Annotated in this window: 15 protein-coding genes, 1 other RNA gene and 1 pseudogene; 9 read left to right on the top strand and 8 right to left on the bottom strand. The window is 67.9% G+C overall.

The genetic code is table 11. The annotated features are described in order from the left end of the window. Positions 1-2 precede the first annotated feature (2 nt). From rplK to KF684_08825, 4 genes are all read right to left on the bottom strand, one after another. On the bottom strand, positions 3-431 hold the full coding sequence (rplK, locus tag KF684_08840; protein ID MBX3353029.1) for a 50S ribosomal protein L11: 429 nt from the start codon (positions 429-431) through the stop codon (positions 3-5). A 435-nt stretch (positions 432-866) separates the two neighbouring features. After that, entirely contained in the window at positions 867-2,693 is a 1,827-nt protein-coding gene (locus KF684_08835) for a hypothetical protein (GenBank protein ID MBX3353028.1), read from the bottom strand. 102 nt (positions 2,694-2,795) lie between these two features. After that, positions 2,796-3,941: an SUMF1/EgtB/PvdO family nonheme iron enzyme gene (locus tag KF684_08830; GenBank protein ID MBX3353027.1), complete on the bottom strand. Its 1,146-nt coding sequence runs from the start codon at positions 3,939-3,941 to the stop codon at positions 2,796-2,798. A gap of 214 nt (positions 3,942-4,155) precedes the next feature. Continuing rightward, positions 4,156-4,593, bottom strand: a complete 438-nt coding sequence (locus KF684_08825; protein MBX3353026.1) for a DoxX family protein — start codon at positions 4,591-4,593, stop codon at positions 4,156-4,158. Between the two features lie 271 nt (positions 4,594-4,864). Between KF684_08825 and KF684_08820 the strand changes: the two genes are divergently transcribed. The 3 genes from KF684_08820 (at position 4,865) to KF684_08810 (ending at position 7,801) form a co-directional block, all read left to right on the top strand. Then, positions 4,865-5,797 (top strand): amidohydrolase family protein, encoded by a 933-nt coding sequence (locus KF684_08820; protein MBX3353025.1) that lies wholly within the window; start codon positions 4,865-4,867, stop codon positions 5,795-5,797. A gap of 89 nt (positions 5,798-5,886) precedes the next feature. Beyond that, a complete protein-coding gene (locus KF684_08815) occupies positions 5,887-6,615 on the top strand; it encodes an LON peptidase substrate-binding domain-containing protein (GenBank protein MBX3353024.1) in 729 nt (242 codons plus the stop codon). Positions 6,616-6,688: 73 nt separating this feature from the next. Beyond that, positions 6,689-7,801, top strand: a complete 1,113-nt coding sequence (locus tag KF684_08810) for an endonuclease/exonuclease/phosphatase family protein (protein MBX3353023.1) — start codon at positions 6,689-6,691, stop codon at positions 7,799-7,801. 32 nt (positions 7,802-7,833) lie between these two features. On the opposite strand, the gene KF684_08805 is transcribed toward KF684_08810, so the two are convergent. Further along, positions 7,834-8,511: a hypothetical protein gene (locus KF684_08805; GenBank protein ID MBX3353022.1), complete on the bottom strand. Its 678-nt coding sequence runs from the start codon at positions 8,509-8,511 to the stop codon at positions 7,834-7,836. 93 nt (positions 8,512-8,604) lie between these two features. Between KF684_08805 and pheT the strand changes: the two genes are divergently transcribed. The 4 genes from pheT (at position 8,605) to KF684_08785 (ending at position 13,046) form a co-directional block, all read left to right on the top strand. Next, a complete protein-coding gene (gene pheT / locus KF684_08800) occupies positions 8,605-10,752 on the top strand; it encodes a phenylalanine--tRNA ligase subunit beta (GenBank protein ID MBX3353021.1) in 2,148 nt (715 codons plus the stop codon). Positions 10,753-10,926: 174 nt separating this feature from the next. Further along, positions 10,927-11,862 carry a branched-chain-amino-acid transaminase gene (gene ilvE / locus KF684_08795; protein MBX3353020.1) on the top strand — a complete coding sequence of 312 codons (936 nt, stop codon included), beginning with the start codon at positions 10,927-10,929 and terminating at the stop codon, positions 11,860-11,862. A gap of 124 nt (positions 11,863-11,986) precedes the next feature. Then, positions 11,987-12,631 carry a hypothetical protein gene (locus KF684_08790; GenBank protein ID MBX3353019.1) on the top strand — a complete coding sequence of 215 codons (645 nt, stop codon included), beginning with the start codon at positions 11,987-11,989 and terminating at the stop codon, positions 12,629-12,631. Between the two features lie 7 nt (positions 12,632-12,638). Beyond that, a complete protein-coding gene (locus tag KF684_08785) occupies positions 12,639-13,046 on the top strand; it encodes a DMT family protein (protein MBX3353018.1) in 408 nt (135 codons plus the stop codon). 231 nt (positions 13,047-13,277) lie between these two features. Here KF684_08785 and KF684_08780 read toward each other — a convergent pair whose 3' ends face one another. Further along, entirely contained in the window at positions 13,278-13,718 is a 441-nt protein-coding gene (locus KF684_08780; protein MBX3353017.1) for a PH domain-containing protein, read from the bottom strand. A 132-nt stretch (positions 13,719-13,850) separates the two neighbouring features. Continuing rightward, complete coding sequence (locus KF684_08775; protein ID MBX3353016.1) at positions 13,851-14,663, bottom strand: 2-C-methyl-D-erythritol 4-phosphate cytidylyltransferase; 813 nt, start codon at positions 14,661-14,663, stop codon at positions 13,851-13,853. Positions 14,664-14,674: 11 nt separating this feature from the next. On the opposite strand from KF684_08775, the gene KF684_08770 reads away from it, so the two are divergent. Together KF684_08770 and ssrA are read left to right on the top strand one after the other, a co-directional pair. Beyond that, complete coding sequence (locus KF684_08770) at positions 14,675-15,337, top strand: NAD(P)H-dependent oxidoreductase (protein MBX3353015.1); 663 nt, start codon at positions 14,675-14,677, stop codon at positions 15,335-15,337. Between the two features lie 79 nt (positions 15,338-15,416). Then, positions 15,417-15,771, top strand: a transfer-messenger RNA (tmRNA) gene (ssrA, locus tag KF684_08765). Positions 15,772-16,020: 249 nt separating this feature from the next. On the opposite strand, the pseudogene KF684_08760 reads toward ssrA, so the two are convergent. Next, a pseudogene (locus KF684_08760) lies at positions 16,021-17,058 on the bottom strand (tyrosine-type recombinase/integrase). Positions 17,059-17,164: the final 106 nt, after the last annotated feature.

Below are 17,164 nucleotides of genomic sequence, written 5' to 3'. Positions count from 1 at the left end.
GATCAGCCCTCCACCACGACGCCCATGGACCGGGCTGTGCCTTCGATGACTCGCATCGCCGCTTCGATCGAGGCCGAGTTCATGTCGGCCTTCTTCTCTTCAGCGATCTTGCGCACCTGCGCCTTGGTGATCTTCCCGACCTTGTTCTTGTTGGGCTCGCCAGAGCCCTTCTGAACGCCGGCCGCCTCCGCGATCAGCACGCTCGCGGGCGAGGACTTGATCTCGAAGGTGAAGGTGCGGTCGTTGAACACCGTGACCACGCAGCCAACGACCTTGCCGTTGAGCGCGCCCGTCGCGGCGTTGAACTGCTGGATGAACTGACCCGGGTTCACGCCGTTCGCGCCGAGCACGGGGCCCAGCGGCGGGGCGGGGGTGGCCTTGCCACCCGGCGCCATCAGCTTGAACTGCGCAGTGATTTCTTTTTTGGCCATGCTGCTCCACCTCCCACCGGCTCGGGGCGAATCGCCCTCCCGCGAGCGGCCTAGGCCCGCGGCGAGACTCGGTGGTAAACGGTCTTCGCGTCTTACCCCACGCCGGAACCTCCGGCGCAGGTCGGAGATAGTAGCCGGGGGTCCGGGGCGGACAAGGGAGCCGCAGGGGCGATGGTGGGCAACCCTGTCCCGCTCCCGCTCGCGGGAGGGGTTAGGGAAGGTAAACCGTCGACTGTTCACCTACCGAAGACCCTCCCCCCTGCCCCCTCCCGTGAACGGGAGGGGTGAGGGAGACATCTTCAGAATGATCGCCGACCACTGTCCGCGAGTCGGAAGAGACGCGGGCGGCCGCATGACCGCCCGCGCCTTGAAATGGGAGTCCGGCCCGTCGCGAAGCATGCATCTCAGGCGACGGGTCCGCACGCCGACTTGATATCAGTTTTCCGTGCCGTGCTCGCTGATGCCGCGCAGCAATGTCGCGGCGTCGTTCGAGTCCACTTCGGGGTGGTTGTTGATGTTGACCGGCGAGGTCATCCATTCGGCGAGGTCGGCGAAGTTGATGAGGAAGTCGCCCGTGAGATCCAACTCGGGGCAGCCCCTCGCGATCCAGAAAGTGTACTGGGTCGTCGGGACCGCGAGCTGCGGCTGACCCGCGAGCACATCGTCCGAGCGAACGCGCAGCTTGTTCTCCTTGACCGTCACGCGGTACTCGCCGGTCTCCCACAGGCCGCTGCCTCTGACCAGTTTGATCCTGCGCTCCCCGTCGGGTGAGACGGTGAAACTCTCCGTCACGGGCGAATACTGGTTGAACGAGCCCTGCCGCTTCTCGAGAAGAATGGTTTCACTCCACCCTTCCTGGCTGTTGATGCGTTCGATGCGGCCGTAGAAACCGACCCGGATCGTGTTGTAATCCTCGATGCAGGGCGGGTCGAGTTCGAAGGAGCCAGGGTCGATGGAGCCCCGGAACCGCGTGGAGCCGGGGACGGGATCACACGAGTTACCCCAGAGCGCGTATCCCTGCAGGCCCGCCACCCCGGATCCGAGGCCGGACGGCGGCGCATCGTGGTCCGCTTCGTCCATGACGAACCACGGGCCGTTGATCTGGTCAGAGGTCCTCGCGACGCGGACGATGCCGAGCCACTGCCCGTTGTCGCCGTTGGCGTTGATGGCGATCTGGCCGTTGAGGCCGAGACTGCGGAGCGTGACCAGCGCGTTGGGACCGAGGGAGTCGCCGATCTTCCAGGTGCCGGACTGAGGAGTGCTGAAGATGTCGATCACCGAATCGAGACTGCCCTTGAGTTCCAGCGTGCCGAGCCCTCCGGCGATCAGAACGCCGCCGATCGAAAGACCCATCGGCCGGCCCGAGTCGTCGAAGTCGATCGGGTCGTCGAGGTAGACCTCCGTCCCCTCGTCGTAGCCCCACCCGGCCACGGTCGTGCGGATCTCCGTGACGGTCCCGCTGCCAGACCCGAGGCAGTCGATGACGACATCGCCGAGGGCGCCGGCCTCGATGAGCCCGATGTTGCCGCCGTTGGTGTCGATGACCTGCGTGTTGCTCGACGCGGCATTGTTCACGGCGCCGATGAACGAGTTGGCCCGGATCGTGCCGATGCGCCCGCCGTTGGAGCGGATGTCGCCGAGGATGGCGCCGTCCGTCGCGTACTCGGGGTACCAGTCCGCTTCGCGGTCGGCCTGGACCAACCTGATCACATCGTCAGGAGGAAAGGGCCGAGTCGTTCCGATCGCTTCGACATCCGCGAACACGGACCAGTTCGCGAGAACCTCTTCGATGATGTTCGCGCGCACCAGGCCGCTGGTCTTGCCGTAGTCCGGGTTGGGCAGGCCGCCGGCTTCGAGGTCGCGATCGACATCGCCGATGAGATTGGCCTGAACCTTGGTGATCCAGACCTCACCCGCGCCGCTGCCTCGCACGACGCGTCTGATCTGATGAAGGCCGTAGAACTGGATGTCGGGATTGTCCGGGTTCGGCGCGTACGCGACGCCCTCGACGGTGATGTTGACCCGCGTGCCGCTCTGGTTCAGGGGAACGATCGCCACCTCCTCGACGACATCGCCGGCGTCGAAACGCAGCGTGACCGTCACATCCGTGCCGCTCGTCACGGTGACCGTGTACTTCCCGCTCTGCGGGTTCGTGACCTGCACCGTCCCGCCCGACACGATCGGGGTCTGGAGCGCGGCGCGCGCGTCCGAGAACCCGAGACCGGCGAGCGCAACGATGCCCGCCACAGTGATACAACGCATAGGATCACTCCTTCTTGGTAAGCCCGGCAACCCTGCCGGGCGAATCGAAGTCCGGTCGGGGCCCAATCCCCGGCCGGGCTATTTCTTTGTGTGTGCGAAGCGTTAGCTTCTCTTACGCCGGATCAGCACCCCGGCGCCCGCGAAGACGCTCAGCGCGCTCGGTGCTGGCACAATGGTCGCGAGCCGGAATCCGTTGCTTACAGACCACTCCGAAGAGCTGGACCATCTATCGAGTTGGCTATTCTCAAAGAGATTGCTCCCCCCGACCCTGATTCTTTCGGGCGTCCCGAGAATGAAGGTGCCGTCGCTCAACTGCCGGATCGCGTAGGGCGTTTCCACCCATTCGCTCTCCGTTCCCAGCACATCGAGCACCCCCCACGGGCTTGCGGCGTTGGGGTAGCGCCCGGGAAGCATCGACTCCCAGAGATCCTCTCCCGGGACCGGGCCATAGTCCCCTTCTCCCGGCGCGCCGCGGACCGGCGTGTCGTTCGAGGAATGGGGATACAGCCAGTATCCCTCTTCCCCCTCCCCGTAGCGGTTGGGGTCGTAGTACGCGGCCTTCAGGAGTTCGTCGAGAGACGGGAGCCAGAACCGTGCATCCTCGTTGCGCGTGATGGGCGTGCCGCGCGTGCTGCTCGTGAAACTCTCGTCGGTGAAGGTGTACGCGCCGGTGTGGAAGGTGTCCCAGGTCAGCGACGCCGCGTCGGTGGGCGCGCCGTTGTGGAGCCAGTTGGCGTACCTCGCGGCGTTGCGCCAGGAGATCTGCGCCGTCGAGTCGATCCAGCCGGGTCGGATCTCGAACCCGCCGAAGACCGAGATGCCGCGGCTCGTGAATCTGGAGTCCGTCGGGCTGCCGGTCTCGATCGCGCCGGGGCGGTCCGCAAGGGAGAGCCAGAAGGGCCGGAACGCCAGCACGAAGTCGGCGTACTGGCGCGTCACCACCTCGGTGCGCATGATGCGGTACGAGTAGTCCACGCGCCCACGGTCGTCGATGTGGCTGGGGGTCCAGCCGTTGGGGAACTGACGCTCGCTCTCGATCCACGAGCGGTTGCCCGGGGCGCCGACGGTCACGAAGTCGAAACCGAAGCGCTCGATCGTCGCGTTGACCGCGGCGACATCCTGCTGGGTGTACACCGGCGCGGGGGGGCGCGGCGCGGGTTGCCATTGGGCGAACGCGGTGGGGGTGATCCCGGCGATCGCGCAGATGACAACCCCAAGGCCGCGAGTTGATCGGGTGTGGCTGGACATCCTCGGAACTCCTTTCGGATTGAAGACACGGGCTTCCCGTGCCCCGTGCCCCGTGCCCCGTGCCCCGTGCCCCGTGCCCCGTGCCCCGGAACACGATCACACGGATCGCTGAACGAGGGCAGCATACCAGAACCCGGTGATGGTGCAAGACCGCATCTCCGGTTTTCTGTGAAGATTCTCGGACGCGCGCAAGAACGCCGCGGAATCAACCGCTTTATCGCTTCATGATCAGCGCATCCACGCTGAACTTCCCCGGCCCTGTGAACAGCAGCGCGAGGTACCCGGAAAGGTACAGGTACGCCAGTTCCTTCTTCGCCCACGGGTCGCCCCCGTGCACGAGGAACGCGGCGACCGCCATCGTCACGATCAGCGGGACGCACGCCAGACGGGTGAACAGCCCGAGGATGAGCAGGATCGAGCAGGCGAACTCGGCGAAGGTCGCGAGCACGAGACTGAGGCCCTGGCCGATGCCGATGGGGTCGGGGAAGGCCATGTTGCCGTTGGCGAGCTGGGTGAGTTTGCCCCACCCGTGCAGGGCGAGCATCAGCACGCCCAGCCCCAGGCGCAGGAAGACGAGTCCGACGGACGAGAGGATGTACGCCCGGGGCTCGGTGAGCCATCCCCCCCACTTGTGCGCGATCTTGCCGACCATGCCGGACCTCTCTGTCGTGGATGCGTGACGCCGCGAGGGGCGATGGTACCCCGGGGGTCGTGGGAGAGGCGGGCTGGGGGACCGGGGGCGGCGCCAATCGCTGCGGCTCGCTCGGACGAGACGCCGATGCTAGAGTGTTCGCATTATTCCAAGACCCGTAGGGCGGGCGACTTTCGCCACGGACATTCGCCCCGGGCCAAGCAGACAGGCACGGACGCCAACCGTTCCGGCTCCCCGACGAGCCAGACGCGTCCCTCGGAGCAGAGCTCCCATGACGATCGACATCCGCGTTCGCGTGTGGTCCGGCAGGGACCCCTTCGCCAGCGTGCTCGAAACATCCCCGCTCGCCGGCCGCCCTCTGGATCGGCCCGAGATCGACCCGTCGCCGGCGCACTTCTCGCGTTGCGGCTCGGTCCTGCACGCCGCCGTGCTCACGGGCTGGCGCATGGACCGTCTCGGCGTGCACATGGCCGCCGAGCACCTGGCACGCTGGGTGTCGGACTCGCCCGACGCGCGTGTCGCGTTCGCCGGCGTCGACCCCTCGTCCGACAGCACGCTCGACGACATCGACGCCGCCTGCGAACTGGGCATGGTTGGCCTGACCGTCGCGCCGGCCGACTGCGCCGTGCGACCGACCGACGAGCGATTCCTGCTGATGGCCGAGCGCGCCGCGTCGCGCGGGCTGCCCCTGCTCGTCGCGAACCCGTGCCTCGCGACGCCGGCGAGCATCCTCGACTTCGCGCGCCCCTCGCTGCTGGACGAGGCCTGCCGCTCGCTCCCGAACCTCACGGTCATCCTGGGCGACATCGGCGGCGGGTTCACCGAAGAAGCGTTCGCGATGCTCGCCAAGCACCCGCGCGTCTACGCCGAACTCTCCGGCGTCATCACGCGCCCCTGGGGTCTGTACACCACGCTCCTGGGCGCGTTCGAGCGAGGATTGACCGACAAACTGCTCTTCGCGTCGGGCTTCCCCAGCGAGACGCCCGAGCGCGCGATCGAGCGCATGTACACGGTCAACGCCGTGCGCGCCGGCTCGCAGCTGCCCGGCATCCCTCGCGAAGCGGTGCGCACCATCGTCGAGCGCGACGCGCTGCGCCTGCTGGGCATCGAGCACGTGTCCGCCCGGCGCAAGCCCACCGAGGGCATCACGCAGCCCGCGGCCACGATCGAGCGCCCCTCCGACGAACGCGCCCGCTCGTCCTGACGGGCCGGCGCCCCGGCCCCGGCCCCGGGGCGTGAACCAGTCGCTCATATCTTCGCCTGCACCCCCCTCCCCGCTCCCTACACTCCAGCGTGAGCGACGACGCGCCCTCCATCCGGGTCAACTTCCAGCGGCCAATGCCGATCTTCCCGCTGCGCGAGGTCGTCCTCCTGCCGCACGCCGCGATCCCCCTGCACATCTTTGAGCCGCGATATCGCGAGATGATCGACGACGCGCTCGACGGCCCCGGGCAGATCGCGATGGGCGTCTTCGAGGGCGAGCGCTGGCACGAGGAATACCACGGTCGCCCCCCCGTCCGCCCAGCGGTGTGCGTGGGTCAGATCCTGCAGCACGAGAAGCTGCCCGACGGCCGGTACAACATCGTGCTGCAGGGCATCTGCCGCGCGCGCATCGAGGAAGAAATCACCGGCGCCGAATCGCAGACGCCCTACCGCGTCGCGCGCCTGACGCCTGTCGGCCTGGGCGAGAGCGACGAATCGATGGAGCTGTCGCGCGATCGCATCCGCGACCTGCTCGACACGGCGCAACTCCGGCAGTTCGTCGACCTGCGCGGCGAGCCGATCGCCGACACCCTCCTCAGCTACGCCGAACGCCCCGACGTGCCCACCAGCGCGATCGTCGACCTGGTCGGCCACCTGATCATCCGCGAGCCGAACGTGAAATACGGCCTGCTCGCCGAGGGCGACGCCGAACACCGCGCCGACATCGTCGAGCACGAGCTGCGCCACCTGCGCACGCTCATCGCGAAAGCGTCGCTCCAGGTCGACCCGCAGGCGCCCAAGGGCGTGAGCTGGAATTAACCCCGGCGCACCCGTCCGCCGCGGATGAACATTCACATCCTCATCTATCGCGCACGCCGTAGCATGGCTCGGAGTGCCGGATGTCATCCTCTCCATAGCGTGGTGGCTTGTGCGTGCGCTCGCGGCGTTCCTCGCCCTGGCCGCGGCGCTGCCCTTCCTGCGCGTGGGCTGGTGGCCGGTGCGCCTGTGCGACTTCCCTCGCCTGCAGCTCGGCGTGCTCGCGCTCGTGGGTGTCGCGGGCGTCGTCGCGCTCGGCCCGGCGCGGGCGTGGAGCGTCGAGCACACGGCGCTCCTCGCGGCGCTGCTCGCGCTCGCGTCGTGGCAGCTCTCGCACGCGATCCCGTACAGCCCGCTCTGGCGCAAGGGCGTCGCCGACGCGGAATCCGGCTCGCCCTCGCTGCGCCTCGCGGTGCTGAACCTCGACTACGAGAACCCGCGCCGCTCGGAGGCGCTGCGCATGATCGAGTCGCTGGACGCCGACATCCTCGTCCTGATCGAGGTCGACGCCGAGTGGAACCGCGCGCTCGCGCCGCTGGCGCAGAAGTATGACGCTCACGAGGGCGTGGTGCTCGAAGAGGGGCTGGGAATCATCGTCTGGTCTCGCGTTCCCCTGTCGAGCGCCGAGACGCGATATCTGGTGACGGACGACCGTCCCTCGGTGCTGGCGACGATCGAGTGGCCCGACATGCGCCCGGTCCGCTTCGTCGCGGTCCACCCCAGCCCGCCCGGGCTCGGCAAGGACCACAACGACGACGAACGCGAGGACAGCCGCAAACGCGACGCGGAACTCGTGATGGTCGCGAAGGAAGTGGCGCAGCGCGCCGACGAAGCGCACATCGTCGCCGGCGATTTCAACGATGTCGCGTGGTCGCACACGACGCGACTGTTCGAGCGCCTCAGCGGCCTGCGAGACCCGCGCGTCGGACGCGGTCTGCTCACCACCTATCACGCTCGCTACCCGATGCTGCGCTACCCCATCGACCACGTGTTCGTATCCGACGGCTTCCGTGTCGCCGCGCTCTCGCGCGTCGTCATCCCGGGCTCGGACCACCTGGGCATCCTCGCCGACCTCGCCTTCAGCGGACGCAACGGGGTGACTCCCGAGCCCGTCAAGGACGACAACGAGGAAGCCAGCCAGATCGTGGAAGAAGGCAAAGAAGACGCGCGCGAGGATGGGGAGCGATAGACGCTCCCGCGCGATCCTCCCTCATGGAGACATCACCTGCCCGGCCCGAACGGGTCCGGCGAGTTCGGAGGGATGTCCCCCCGGCGCGAGGGCGAGGGAGGCGGGACGGGGAACTCGTCCGGGTCGTCGACATCCCAAGGCGCCGGGTCCTGCTTGGGCGCGTCGGTGGTCTCCCAGGGCGTGCGGATCCACGCGAGTTCCTCGAGCAGCGTGACCAGGCGCGCCGTCGGCTCGTCGCGCGAGGGGTCAACGACCATGCCGGCGCTGCGACCACCGCCGCGGAGCCAGATCGTGGCGCGCCGGAGGGGGTCGGGGGTCAGCGACATCTCGCCGCTGACGGTTCGCGGGTCGTCGGGGTCGAGCACGCCGGTCTCGAGGGCGACCTTCCAGAGGTTCGCCCATTCGTCGGGGCTGAGGTCGCGCGTGCGCCCGGGATAGGTCTCGACCGTCACGCCCTCTCCGACGGCGGCCCTGAGCATCCCGTCCGCCTCGACGACATAGCGCGCCGGTGCGAATTCTCGCTCCGGGCGCTGGAAGCGTGGGCGCTGGGGCATCACGGTCACCGAGAGCATCGCGTCGGACGGGGGCATCCCCACGCGCTGCTGAACACTCCCGGCGCAGCCGGAAAGCGACGCGGCGATCGCGCAGAGGCCCGCGACGGCGGCCGCGAGGAGTCGGGTGGTCGGTGATGTGCGCGCGATCGTGGCCATATGCGTCCTGACGCTCCCTTTCCCGGGGGGATTCGGAGGATCACCTCTCCCCGGGGGCGGTCAGTGTATCAGCATCGGCTATCCTTCGGCCCCATGCTCATAAGCGTCCGCTGGCTGAACCGGTTGCTGTCCCCCTCGAACCTCACCGCCGACGAGGCCGAGGCCGCCCTCACGCGCGCCGGCTTCCCCATCGAGTCGCGCGAGGAGCTTTCAACCCCCTCCGGCCCCGACACACGCCTCGATGTCGAGATCACCTCAAACCGCGGCGACTGCATGTCCCACCTGGGCGTCGCGCGCGAGATCGCCGCCGTCACCGGACGCGGGCTCGTCATGCCCGAGGTGGCGACCCTCCCCGGGGGCGCCGGGGGTTCCGGGGGAGCCGGGGGCGCCCGCCGCGGCGGATCGCTGACCGCGTCGTCGGCATCGCTGACACTCGAGAACCACGCCCCCGACGACTGCGCCCGCTTCACCGCACGCGTGATCCGCGGCGTCAAGGTCGGCCCCTCCCCTGCATGGCTGCGCGAAGCCCTCGAATCCGTCGGCCTGCGCTCCATCAACAACATCGTCGATGTCACCAACTTCGTGCTCTTCGAGCTGGGAAACCCCTCGCACGTCTTCGACCTCGCCAAGCTGGGCGGCGCCAAACTCGTCATCCGCTTCGCGCACAAGGACGAGCCCCTGACAACCCTCGACGGGCGCTCGCACAAACTCCTCGCCAACGAGCTCGTCGTCGCCGACGCGCAGCGCGCGACCTCCCTCGCCGGCGTGATCGGTGGCGACGACAGCAGCGTCACCGAATCCACGCGCGACATCGTGCTCGAGGTCGCGACCTGGAAACCCGCGACGATCCGACGCCCGGCGCGCCGCCTGAACATCCGCACCGACGCGAGCGCCCGCTTCGAGCGCGTGGTCGACCCGCGCACCGCCGAGTTCGCCTCGGCGCGCGCGACGAAACTGATCCTCGACCTCGCCGGGGGAACCCCCGAAGACGCGCTCCTCGACGCCGGCCCGGCGCTGTCGCCCCCCACCGTCGTCTCGATGCGCTCCGCGCGATGCGACGCGCTCCTGGGCGTGCACATCGACCCCACCGAGCAGGCCCGGATCCTGACATCCCTCGACATCGACGCCAAAGTGGACGCCGATCGCATCGTCGCCGAGATCCCGGCGCACCGCCACGACCTCTCGCGCGAGGTCGACCTGATCGAAGAGATCGGGCGCATCCACGGGCTCGATCGCATCCCGATCCTCGAGACGATCCCGGCGAAGTCCCGCCCGGCGTCGGCTCGCCAGCGCGCGATGCGCGAGGTCCGCAACACCCTCGTCGGCGCAGGGTTCTTCGAGACCGTCACCTTCTCCTTTGTTTCGCGCGAGGACGCTTCGGCGTTCGTCCCCACCGGGCTGCGCACGCTCGCCGTCGACGAGGCGCGACGCAAGGGCGAGCCCGCCCTGCGACCCTCGGTCATCCCCTCGCTCCTGCGATGCCGCAAGGTCAACCAGGACGCCGGCTCCGAGTCGGCGCTGGGCGTCGCAGGCGAGCGCGGCGTGCGCCTCTTCGAGATCGCCTCCGTCTTCGCCGAGACCGACAACAACCCAACCGGGCCCGGGCAGACCGTCGAGCACCGCAATGTCGCGATGCTGATGGACGCCCCCGATCCCCAGTCCGCGCTGCGCGCGCTGCGAGGCGTCATCGAAGCCCTCGTCTTCGAACTCAACGGCGTCTCGGCGCGCGTCGCCGTCGAGCCCCACGCCCCGCCCTTCCCCTCGCTGCGCGACGACGCGTGCGCGCGCCTGTGGATCGAACGCGCGAACGAGCGCCAGCCCCTCGGCTACTTCGCGCTCGTCAACGACGCGACCCAGAAGAAGCACGACCTCGCCACCCCCGTCGTCGTTGCTGAGATCGGGCTCGAGCCGCTCATCGCCGGCTACCCCCCCGCCGCCCGCGTCGACGCGCTGCCGGCGTTCCCGCCCATCGAGCGCGACCTCTCCATCGTCGTCGCCGAAGACACCCAGTGGACCAGCGTCGAACGGATCATCGACGACGCGCGACTCGCGATGCTCGACGCGCGCGGGTTCGTGGGCGTCTATCGCGGCAAGCAGCTGGGCGCCGGGCGCAAGTCCGTCACCTTCCGGCTCCGCTTCCGCGACCCGGCGCGCACGCTCCGCCACGAAGAGGTGGACCCCCAGGTCGCCCAGCTCGTCGAGGCGCTCAAGCGCAATCTCGGCGCAGAGCTCCGCGCCTGAGAAACCCGACCAGCCCGTGAATATGCGGGCCCCGGCGCGCGTCTCGGATACGGTGCGCGCCGACGAACCCGGGCACGCGACCGAACGAACCACCAGCGGGTACCATTGTGGGGACGATCCGACGCCCGTCGGACGCCGCACTCCCCCGACCCTTTCCCTCACTCGGAGGACGCCATGACCACCGCCCCCGTCACCAGGAAGAGCCCCATGCCTGAGGCCCCCATCGTCCTCGAGGACAAGCCACTCATCTGGATCGACGGCGAGATGTACCCCAAGCGCGACGCCAAGATCAGCGTCTACGACCACGGGCTCCTCTACGGCGACGGCGTCTTCGAGGGCATCCGCTTCTACAACGGACGCATCTTCAAGTCCAAGTCCCACCTCAAGCGCATCTTCCGCAACGCCGAGGCCATCCGCATCACCATCCCCTACACGATGGACGAGATGCACGCCATGATGCACGAGTGCATCCGCGCCAACGGGCTCAAGGACGGGTACATCCGCCTCATCATCACCCGCGGCGTCGGCACGCTCGGGCTCGACTACCGCAAGTGCCCTCGCGCCGGCGTCATCTGCATCGCCGACAAGATCGCCCTCTACCCCCCCGAGATGTACGAGAACGGGATGGGCATCGTGGTCGCGAAGCGCCCGCGCACCCCCACCGCCTGCCTCGACCCCAAGCTCAAGTCTCTCAACTACCTCAACAATGTCCTCGCCAAGATGGAAGCCATCGACGCCGGGTGCCTCGAAGTCATCATGCTCTCCACCGAGGGCTATGTCGGCGAGTGCTCCGGCGACAACCTCTTCACGATCAAGAACGGCGTCGTCTACACCCCGCCCATCGACACCGGCATGCTCGACGGCGTCACCCGCTCCTTCGTCATCAACGAGCTCTGCCCCAAGCTCGGCCTGCGCGTCGAAGAGAAGTGGATGAAGGTCGAGGATGTGAAGGCCTCCGACGAGATCTTCCTCACCGGCACCGCCGCCGAGGTCATCGCCGTCACCAAGGTCGACGACTCCGTCATCGGCTCTGGCAAGGAAGGCCCCCTCACCAACAAGATCCGCAAGGCCTTCAAGGAAATCGTCGGCGCCAACGCCCCCGAGGATTGACCCTCGGCGCCCCTCTTTCCCCCCTCCCGCTCGCGGGAGGGGCCGGGGGAGGGTCTTCGCCTCACCGACAACGCACGCTCCACCCAACCCCGCTCGACGCGGGGTATTTTCGTAACATGATCCGATGCCAACCGACGACGAGAAGGGAATCGAGCGCAGCCAGTGGTACGCCGAAGGCTGGGTGATCGCGGCCCTGCTGTGTATTGCCGCGGGGTTCGGAGCGATTTTCTTTACGATGCTTGGCAAGCCACCCATGTCCGAGCGGGCTCTCACCGGCGAGTGGCTAGGAGGGTTGTTCGGCGCATTCGCTGGGCTGGCGAGCGCGTTTCTGCTTTTCGGCGCACTCCGGCTGCAGATGACCGAACTGGCTCTTCAGCGAAAGGAACTCCAACTTACCCGGGAAGAGATGAGAGCCGCGCGTGAGGTGCACGACGCTGCGAAACAAGAGTTGGCAGAACAGACTCGCATAGCGAAGCGAGCCGCACTACTCGATCATATCTTTGCTGCTGCAAGAGCTATGCGGGATGTGAATCCCCAACCGTACCGGGCGAAGCCACTGATCCGAAAGGGTGAGCGAGCGAGGGTGTATGAGGAACCAGAACCTGAGTTCATCGCGGCACAGATGCACTTAGGCATGCTTTTGCGCGATCAGTTGCTCGATTCCGAAGAGCGAAGCACCATGATCGAACAGTTTGGCCTCAACATCGCATACCAGCGAAGCCCGGGCAACATAACACCAAGCATGGCGGAAACACTCGAGATTCAGTGAGCAAACCATGACCCGCGCCCTCGCCGCAATAGCCCTCCTCGTCGCGTCCAACGCGTTCATGACCTTCGCGTGGTACTTCCACCTCACGAAAAAGGGCTGGCCCCTCTTGCTGGCGATCGCGCTGTCGTGGCTGATCGCGCTGCCCGAGTACATCCTGCAGGTGCCGGCGAACCGGCTGGGCCACGCGAACTTCGGCGGCCCGTTCTCGGCGCCGCAACTCAAGATCCTGCAGGAAGCGATCACCCTGATCGTGTTCACGGTCTTCACGCTGCTGATTTTGAAAGAGCAGCCGCGCCCGCGTGACTTCGTCGCGATGCTGCTGATCGTCGTCGCCGTCGCGATCGCGATGACCGGCCCGAAGCGCGCGCCGCTGGCGCCAGCGCCGGTCGTCGAGACGACGGAAACTCCGGCGTAGGCCCTTCAGTCCCACCTGGTCTTTCCGGCGCCACCACACGAAGTGTGGTGCCTACTCCTTCTACCTCTTCTTCGTGGAGAGAGAGAGAGAGAGAGAGAGAGAGAGAGAGAGAGAGAGAGAAGCGAAGCCCGAAGACGGGGTAGCCCTCACCCCAGCCCTCTCCCATCTCGCTTCGCTCGACAGGAGAGGGGGCCGGAACTGCTCCCCGCTGCCCGCTCCCCCCTTCCTCCCCTACACAACATCGAACTCGCGCACGCCCCTCGCCCGGCGCAGCGTTTCGACCTGCTCGCGGATCGCCTCCAGCACCACCAGCGGCTCCTTGATCGCCGGGATGCGCATCTCGGGCGTCGTCGCGTCGCTCGTCACCAGGCGCACCGTGCCCAGCCCCACCACGCGCTGGATCAGGGGCTCTTTCACCGTCACATCCTTCACGCGATACAACTCCAGGTCGTCGTGGCGACGGTTGAGCACTCCGTGGGTATAGCGGAATCGCTGCGTGGTGAGCGTGTAGCGAGTGCAGCGGATCTCGAGCCAGCGCCAGAAGGCGTAAGGGATCGGGATGATGAGGATGCACAGCAGGAACGGAACCACATTCACCCACTGGCTGGGGCGCCCCACCCAGATCTGCTCCTCGGGACCGATCTTGATCGCGGGATGGTTCGTGTCAGGCATCGCGCATCTCTCGGAAACTTCTCTTCACGGTTTCATCCCCTCCCGCTCCCCTCTTCATCTTCCTGCTCCCTGCTCCCCACTCCCTGCTCCCTTCCCTCTCCCCCCATTGCCCACTGCCGATTGCCCATTGCCTCAAAAACGCTTATGCGTCTCCCGCCCCGCCGCCGCCTTCAGCCCCAGCGCCGCCATCGCGATCTTCATGTCGCTCGGGCGCGTGATCTTGATGTTCGTCGGCTCGCCCTCCACCACTACGACTCGCTCGCCCAGACGCTCCACCAGCTGCGCGTCGTCCGTGCTGTCGAGGTTCTTCTGCCCGTACGCCCGGCGCAGCAGCCCCTTCTCGAACACCTGCGGCGTCTGCACCGCCACCACGCGCTCGCGGCTCACCGTCTCCTCCACGGCGCGATAGGTCGGCCCGCTCGGGCCCCCCTCCTCGCCCACGCCCAGCAGCGCGGCCAGCGGGTCGGGCGCCTCGTCGCGCACCGGCTCGCTCGCGACGCGCTTGATCGTGTCGGGCAGGTCGATCGCCGGGATCACCGCCGGGAACTTCCGCGCCGCCTCGATCACCCGGTCGAGCAGGTCCATGCTCGCGCAGGGCCGGGCCGCGTCATGCACCGCGACATGGCTGAAGCCCTCGTCGCCCAGCGACTCCAGCGCGTTCTTCACGCTCTCCCAGCGATGGACCTTCCCCCCGCGGCAGATGGTCGCGCCCAGCAGGTTCAGCCGGTCGGCGTGGCGCAGCGTGAACTCCTCAAAGGCGCCCGCCGGCTCGACGGGCCCCGCGACGACGACGCGCGAGACCTCGGGCCGGTTCACCCACATCTCGACGGTGCGCTGCAGGACGGGCCTGCCCCCCAGGTCTTCATCCAGTTTGCTCCGCCCGCCGAAACGACGCGAAGCGCCCGCGGCGGGGATGATCACGGCAAGCCGAAAGTGGTCGTCCATCGCCCGATCCTATCGTTCCCCGGTCACCCCTTCCGAAAGACACCCCCCTGCTCGTCCACCTCGTCATCGCGAGCCCCTCGGCCTCCTCCCCCGGCGTCTCGCGCTCGCGCCGCCTCGCCGACGCGTTCCTCGACGGGCTCCGCTCGACCGGACGCAGGTTCACGGTTGCAGAACTCGATGTCTTCGAGCAGGGCCACTCGCTCGACCTCGCGACCAAGGGCGCCGCGGCCTACCACGCGTCGATGCACCGCCCGCTCACCGAAGACGAACGCCACGACCTCGCCGCCCTCGACCTGCTCCTCGACCCGCTGCTGCGCTGCGACCTGCTGGTGATCGCCTCGCCCGTGTGGAACTTCGGGGCGCCCTGGCGCCTGAAGCAGTGGATCGACTGCGTGGCGCAGCCGGGCAAGACCTTCCGTTACAGCATGGAGGGCTCGCGAGGGCTGCTGTCGTGCCGAGCCGTGCTGCTCGCGACGCTGGGGGGCGCCCGCTCGCCCGATGACGCCAACACGCTGTTCCTGGAACAGATGGGCGCGACGATGTCGCTGCTGGGCGCCGAGACGGCGGCCCAGGTGGTGGCGGACTCTCTGGATGTCGACCCGAGCAAGACCGAATCGCTGATGCTTGCGTCGTGCGCCGAGGCGAAGCGCGCCGGCGCGGCCCTGCCCGGCTGAACCGCGCCCGAACAAAGCCCGATGTGATGCGTATCATCCGATGACCCCGCCCCTCGCGGCGGGGGCTCTTTGACACGATGGGGCCGACAGGTTTCGACCGGACATGTTCTGCATGTCGTGGCGCGTCGCGGCGCACGCAAGCCGCGTTACCAAGTGTGCACATTCATAACTGCCAACACGCAGTATGCTCTCGCTGCCTGAGATTTCAGCAGCGCTATCCCCGCCCGATGCCCGCGAGGGCGGGGATAGACGACAGCGGGCTGGCTCTCACACGGGGACCCCCGGGTGTGAGAGTGAGAAACCACCGGGATCAAGGGCTCGCTCAGACGCCGTCGTCGGCGGACGCGAGACCGAGAATAAATCGACGACTACACGCGTAGAGGCGACATGGAGACTGTAACGGGACGGGGGTTCGATTCCCCCCGGCTCCACTTTTCGTTCGCGTTCTGACAGGGAATGACACCCCCTGCCAGATCGCGTCCATCCCCTTCCAGATCAAGCACTTCGATCGCCATTTCGGCGATCGTCGTCGGGAGGGCCGAAGCGCCACCAAACGCCAAATCCTGCTTGGGAGCGTCCAATCGTTGTGCGTCTATTTGTGCGTACTGCGGGGGGCTCCCCGCGGCGGGAATGACCGGCGTGAAGCGCGGCATCGCCGCGACCACCGCCGCCGTGGGCAGGGCCGCGGCGTCCGTGTAGGTCTTCACCGTGAGCCGCAGGTCGCTGTGCCGCATGATCTCCATCGCCAGCCGGGGCGGCACGCCCGCCCGGGCGAGGTTGGAGGCCAGTGTGTGACGCAGGGCGTGGAAGTCCGCGCGGCGGCCCCGGTCATCGGCGCGGGCGATGCCCGCGGCGTCGAAGTCGGCCCGCCAAGTCTTGCGGATGGGCATGATGCCCTTGAACACCTTCGCGCCCTCGCGGACCTCCTCGGTCCGCATCGCCCGGAACGCCTCCACGAGCTCCTCGGGCAGGAACACCGCCGCGTCCTTGCGGTTCTTCGTGGTCGACGCCCGCGCCATCAGGTACGGCTGGGCTGCGTCGAGGTGCAGGTCGCCCCACTGCAGCTGCTTGAGTTCGCCGTAGCGCAGCCCGGTGTGGAGCGCCGCCAGATAGATGACCGCGCGCCGTCCCGCCACCGCGAGCAGCGAGCGGACCTCCTCGTCGGTGAGGGCCCGCCGCTTGATGCGCTCGGCGCCGCGCGTCTCGGCGCGCTGGACGGTCGAGAGCGGGTTCAGCGGCGTTCGACCGGCGCGGTGCATCCACTCCATGAAGCAGTGCGCCGCGCTCAGGTACTCGTTCACGGTCTTGGGCGAGGTTGTCTCCTTCGCGCGCCACATCATGAACGAGTCCGCGGAGACATCTTTGGGCAGGGTCCACCCGCACTCGTGCAGCAGCCGGTTGAGACGAAGGCGCACATGCTTAGTGTGGGCCTGCGAGCGTTGCCGCGCCTTCATGTCCGCGAGGTAGTCCTTCAGATGGTCGGCCAAGGGCCGCCCGGCGGCCTCGCGCTGGGGCTTGGGCGAGAGAATCCCCGCCGCCTCACGCTCGCGCTCTTCGACGATCTCGCGCAGCCGTTTCTCGGCGACGCGCTTGTCGGTGGTGTGCAGCGAGAAGCGTTCGAGCTTGTCGGTGGGATTGAGACGCAGCTGCGCCCAGTAGGTCCGACCGATGACGCGCCTGCCGTCCTTGCGGCGGCTGTGGCGGAAAACACTCGCGATCATGTCTCTCTCCTCTCTCGATCAGCGGCGCGAGGCCGCCTTGCGGATGACAGTCTCGACCTCGTCGCGAATCCACCGCGAGCATCCCCGGATCTGCAGGGGCTTGGGG

The organism is Phycisphaeraceae bacterium (genome assembly GCA_019636675.1).
Taxonomy (GTDB): Bacteria; Planctomycetota; Phycisphaerae; order Phycisphaerales; family UBA1924; genus JAHBXC01.
The sequence above is the reverse complement of the archived record's forward strand: the minus strand, read 5'-3'. Positions and strand labels throughout refer to the sequence as shown.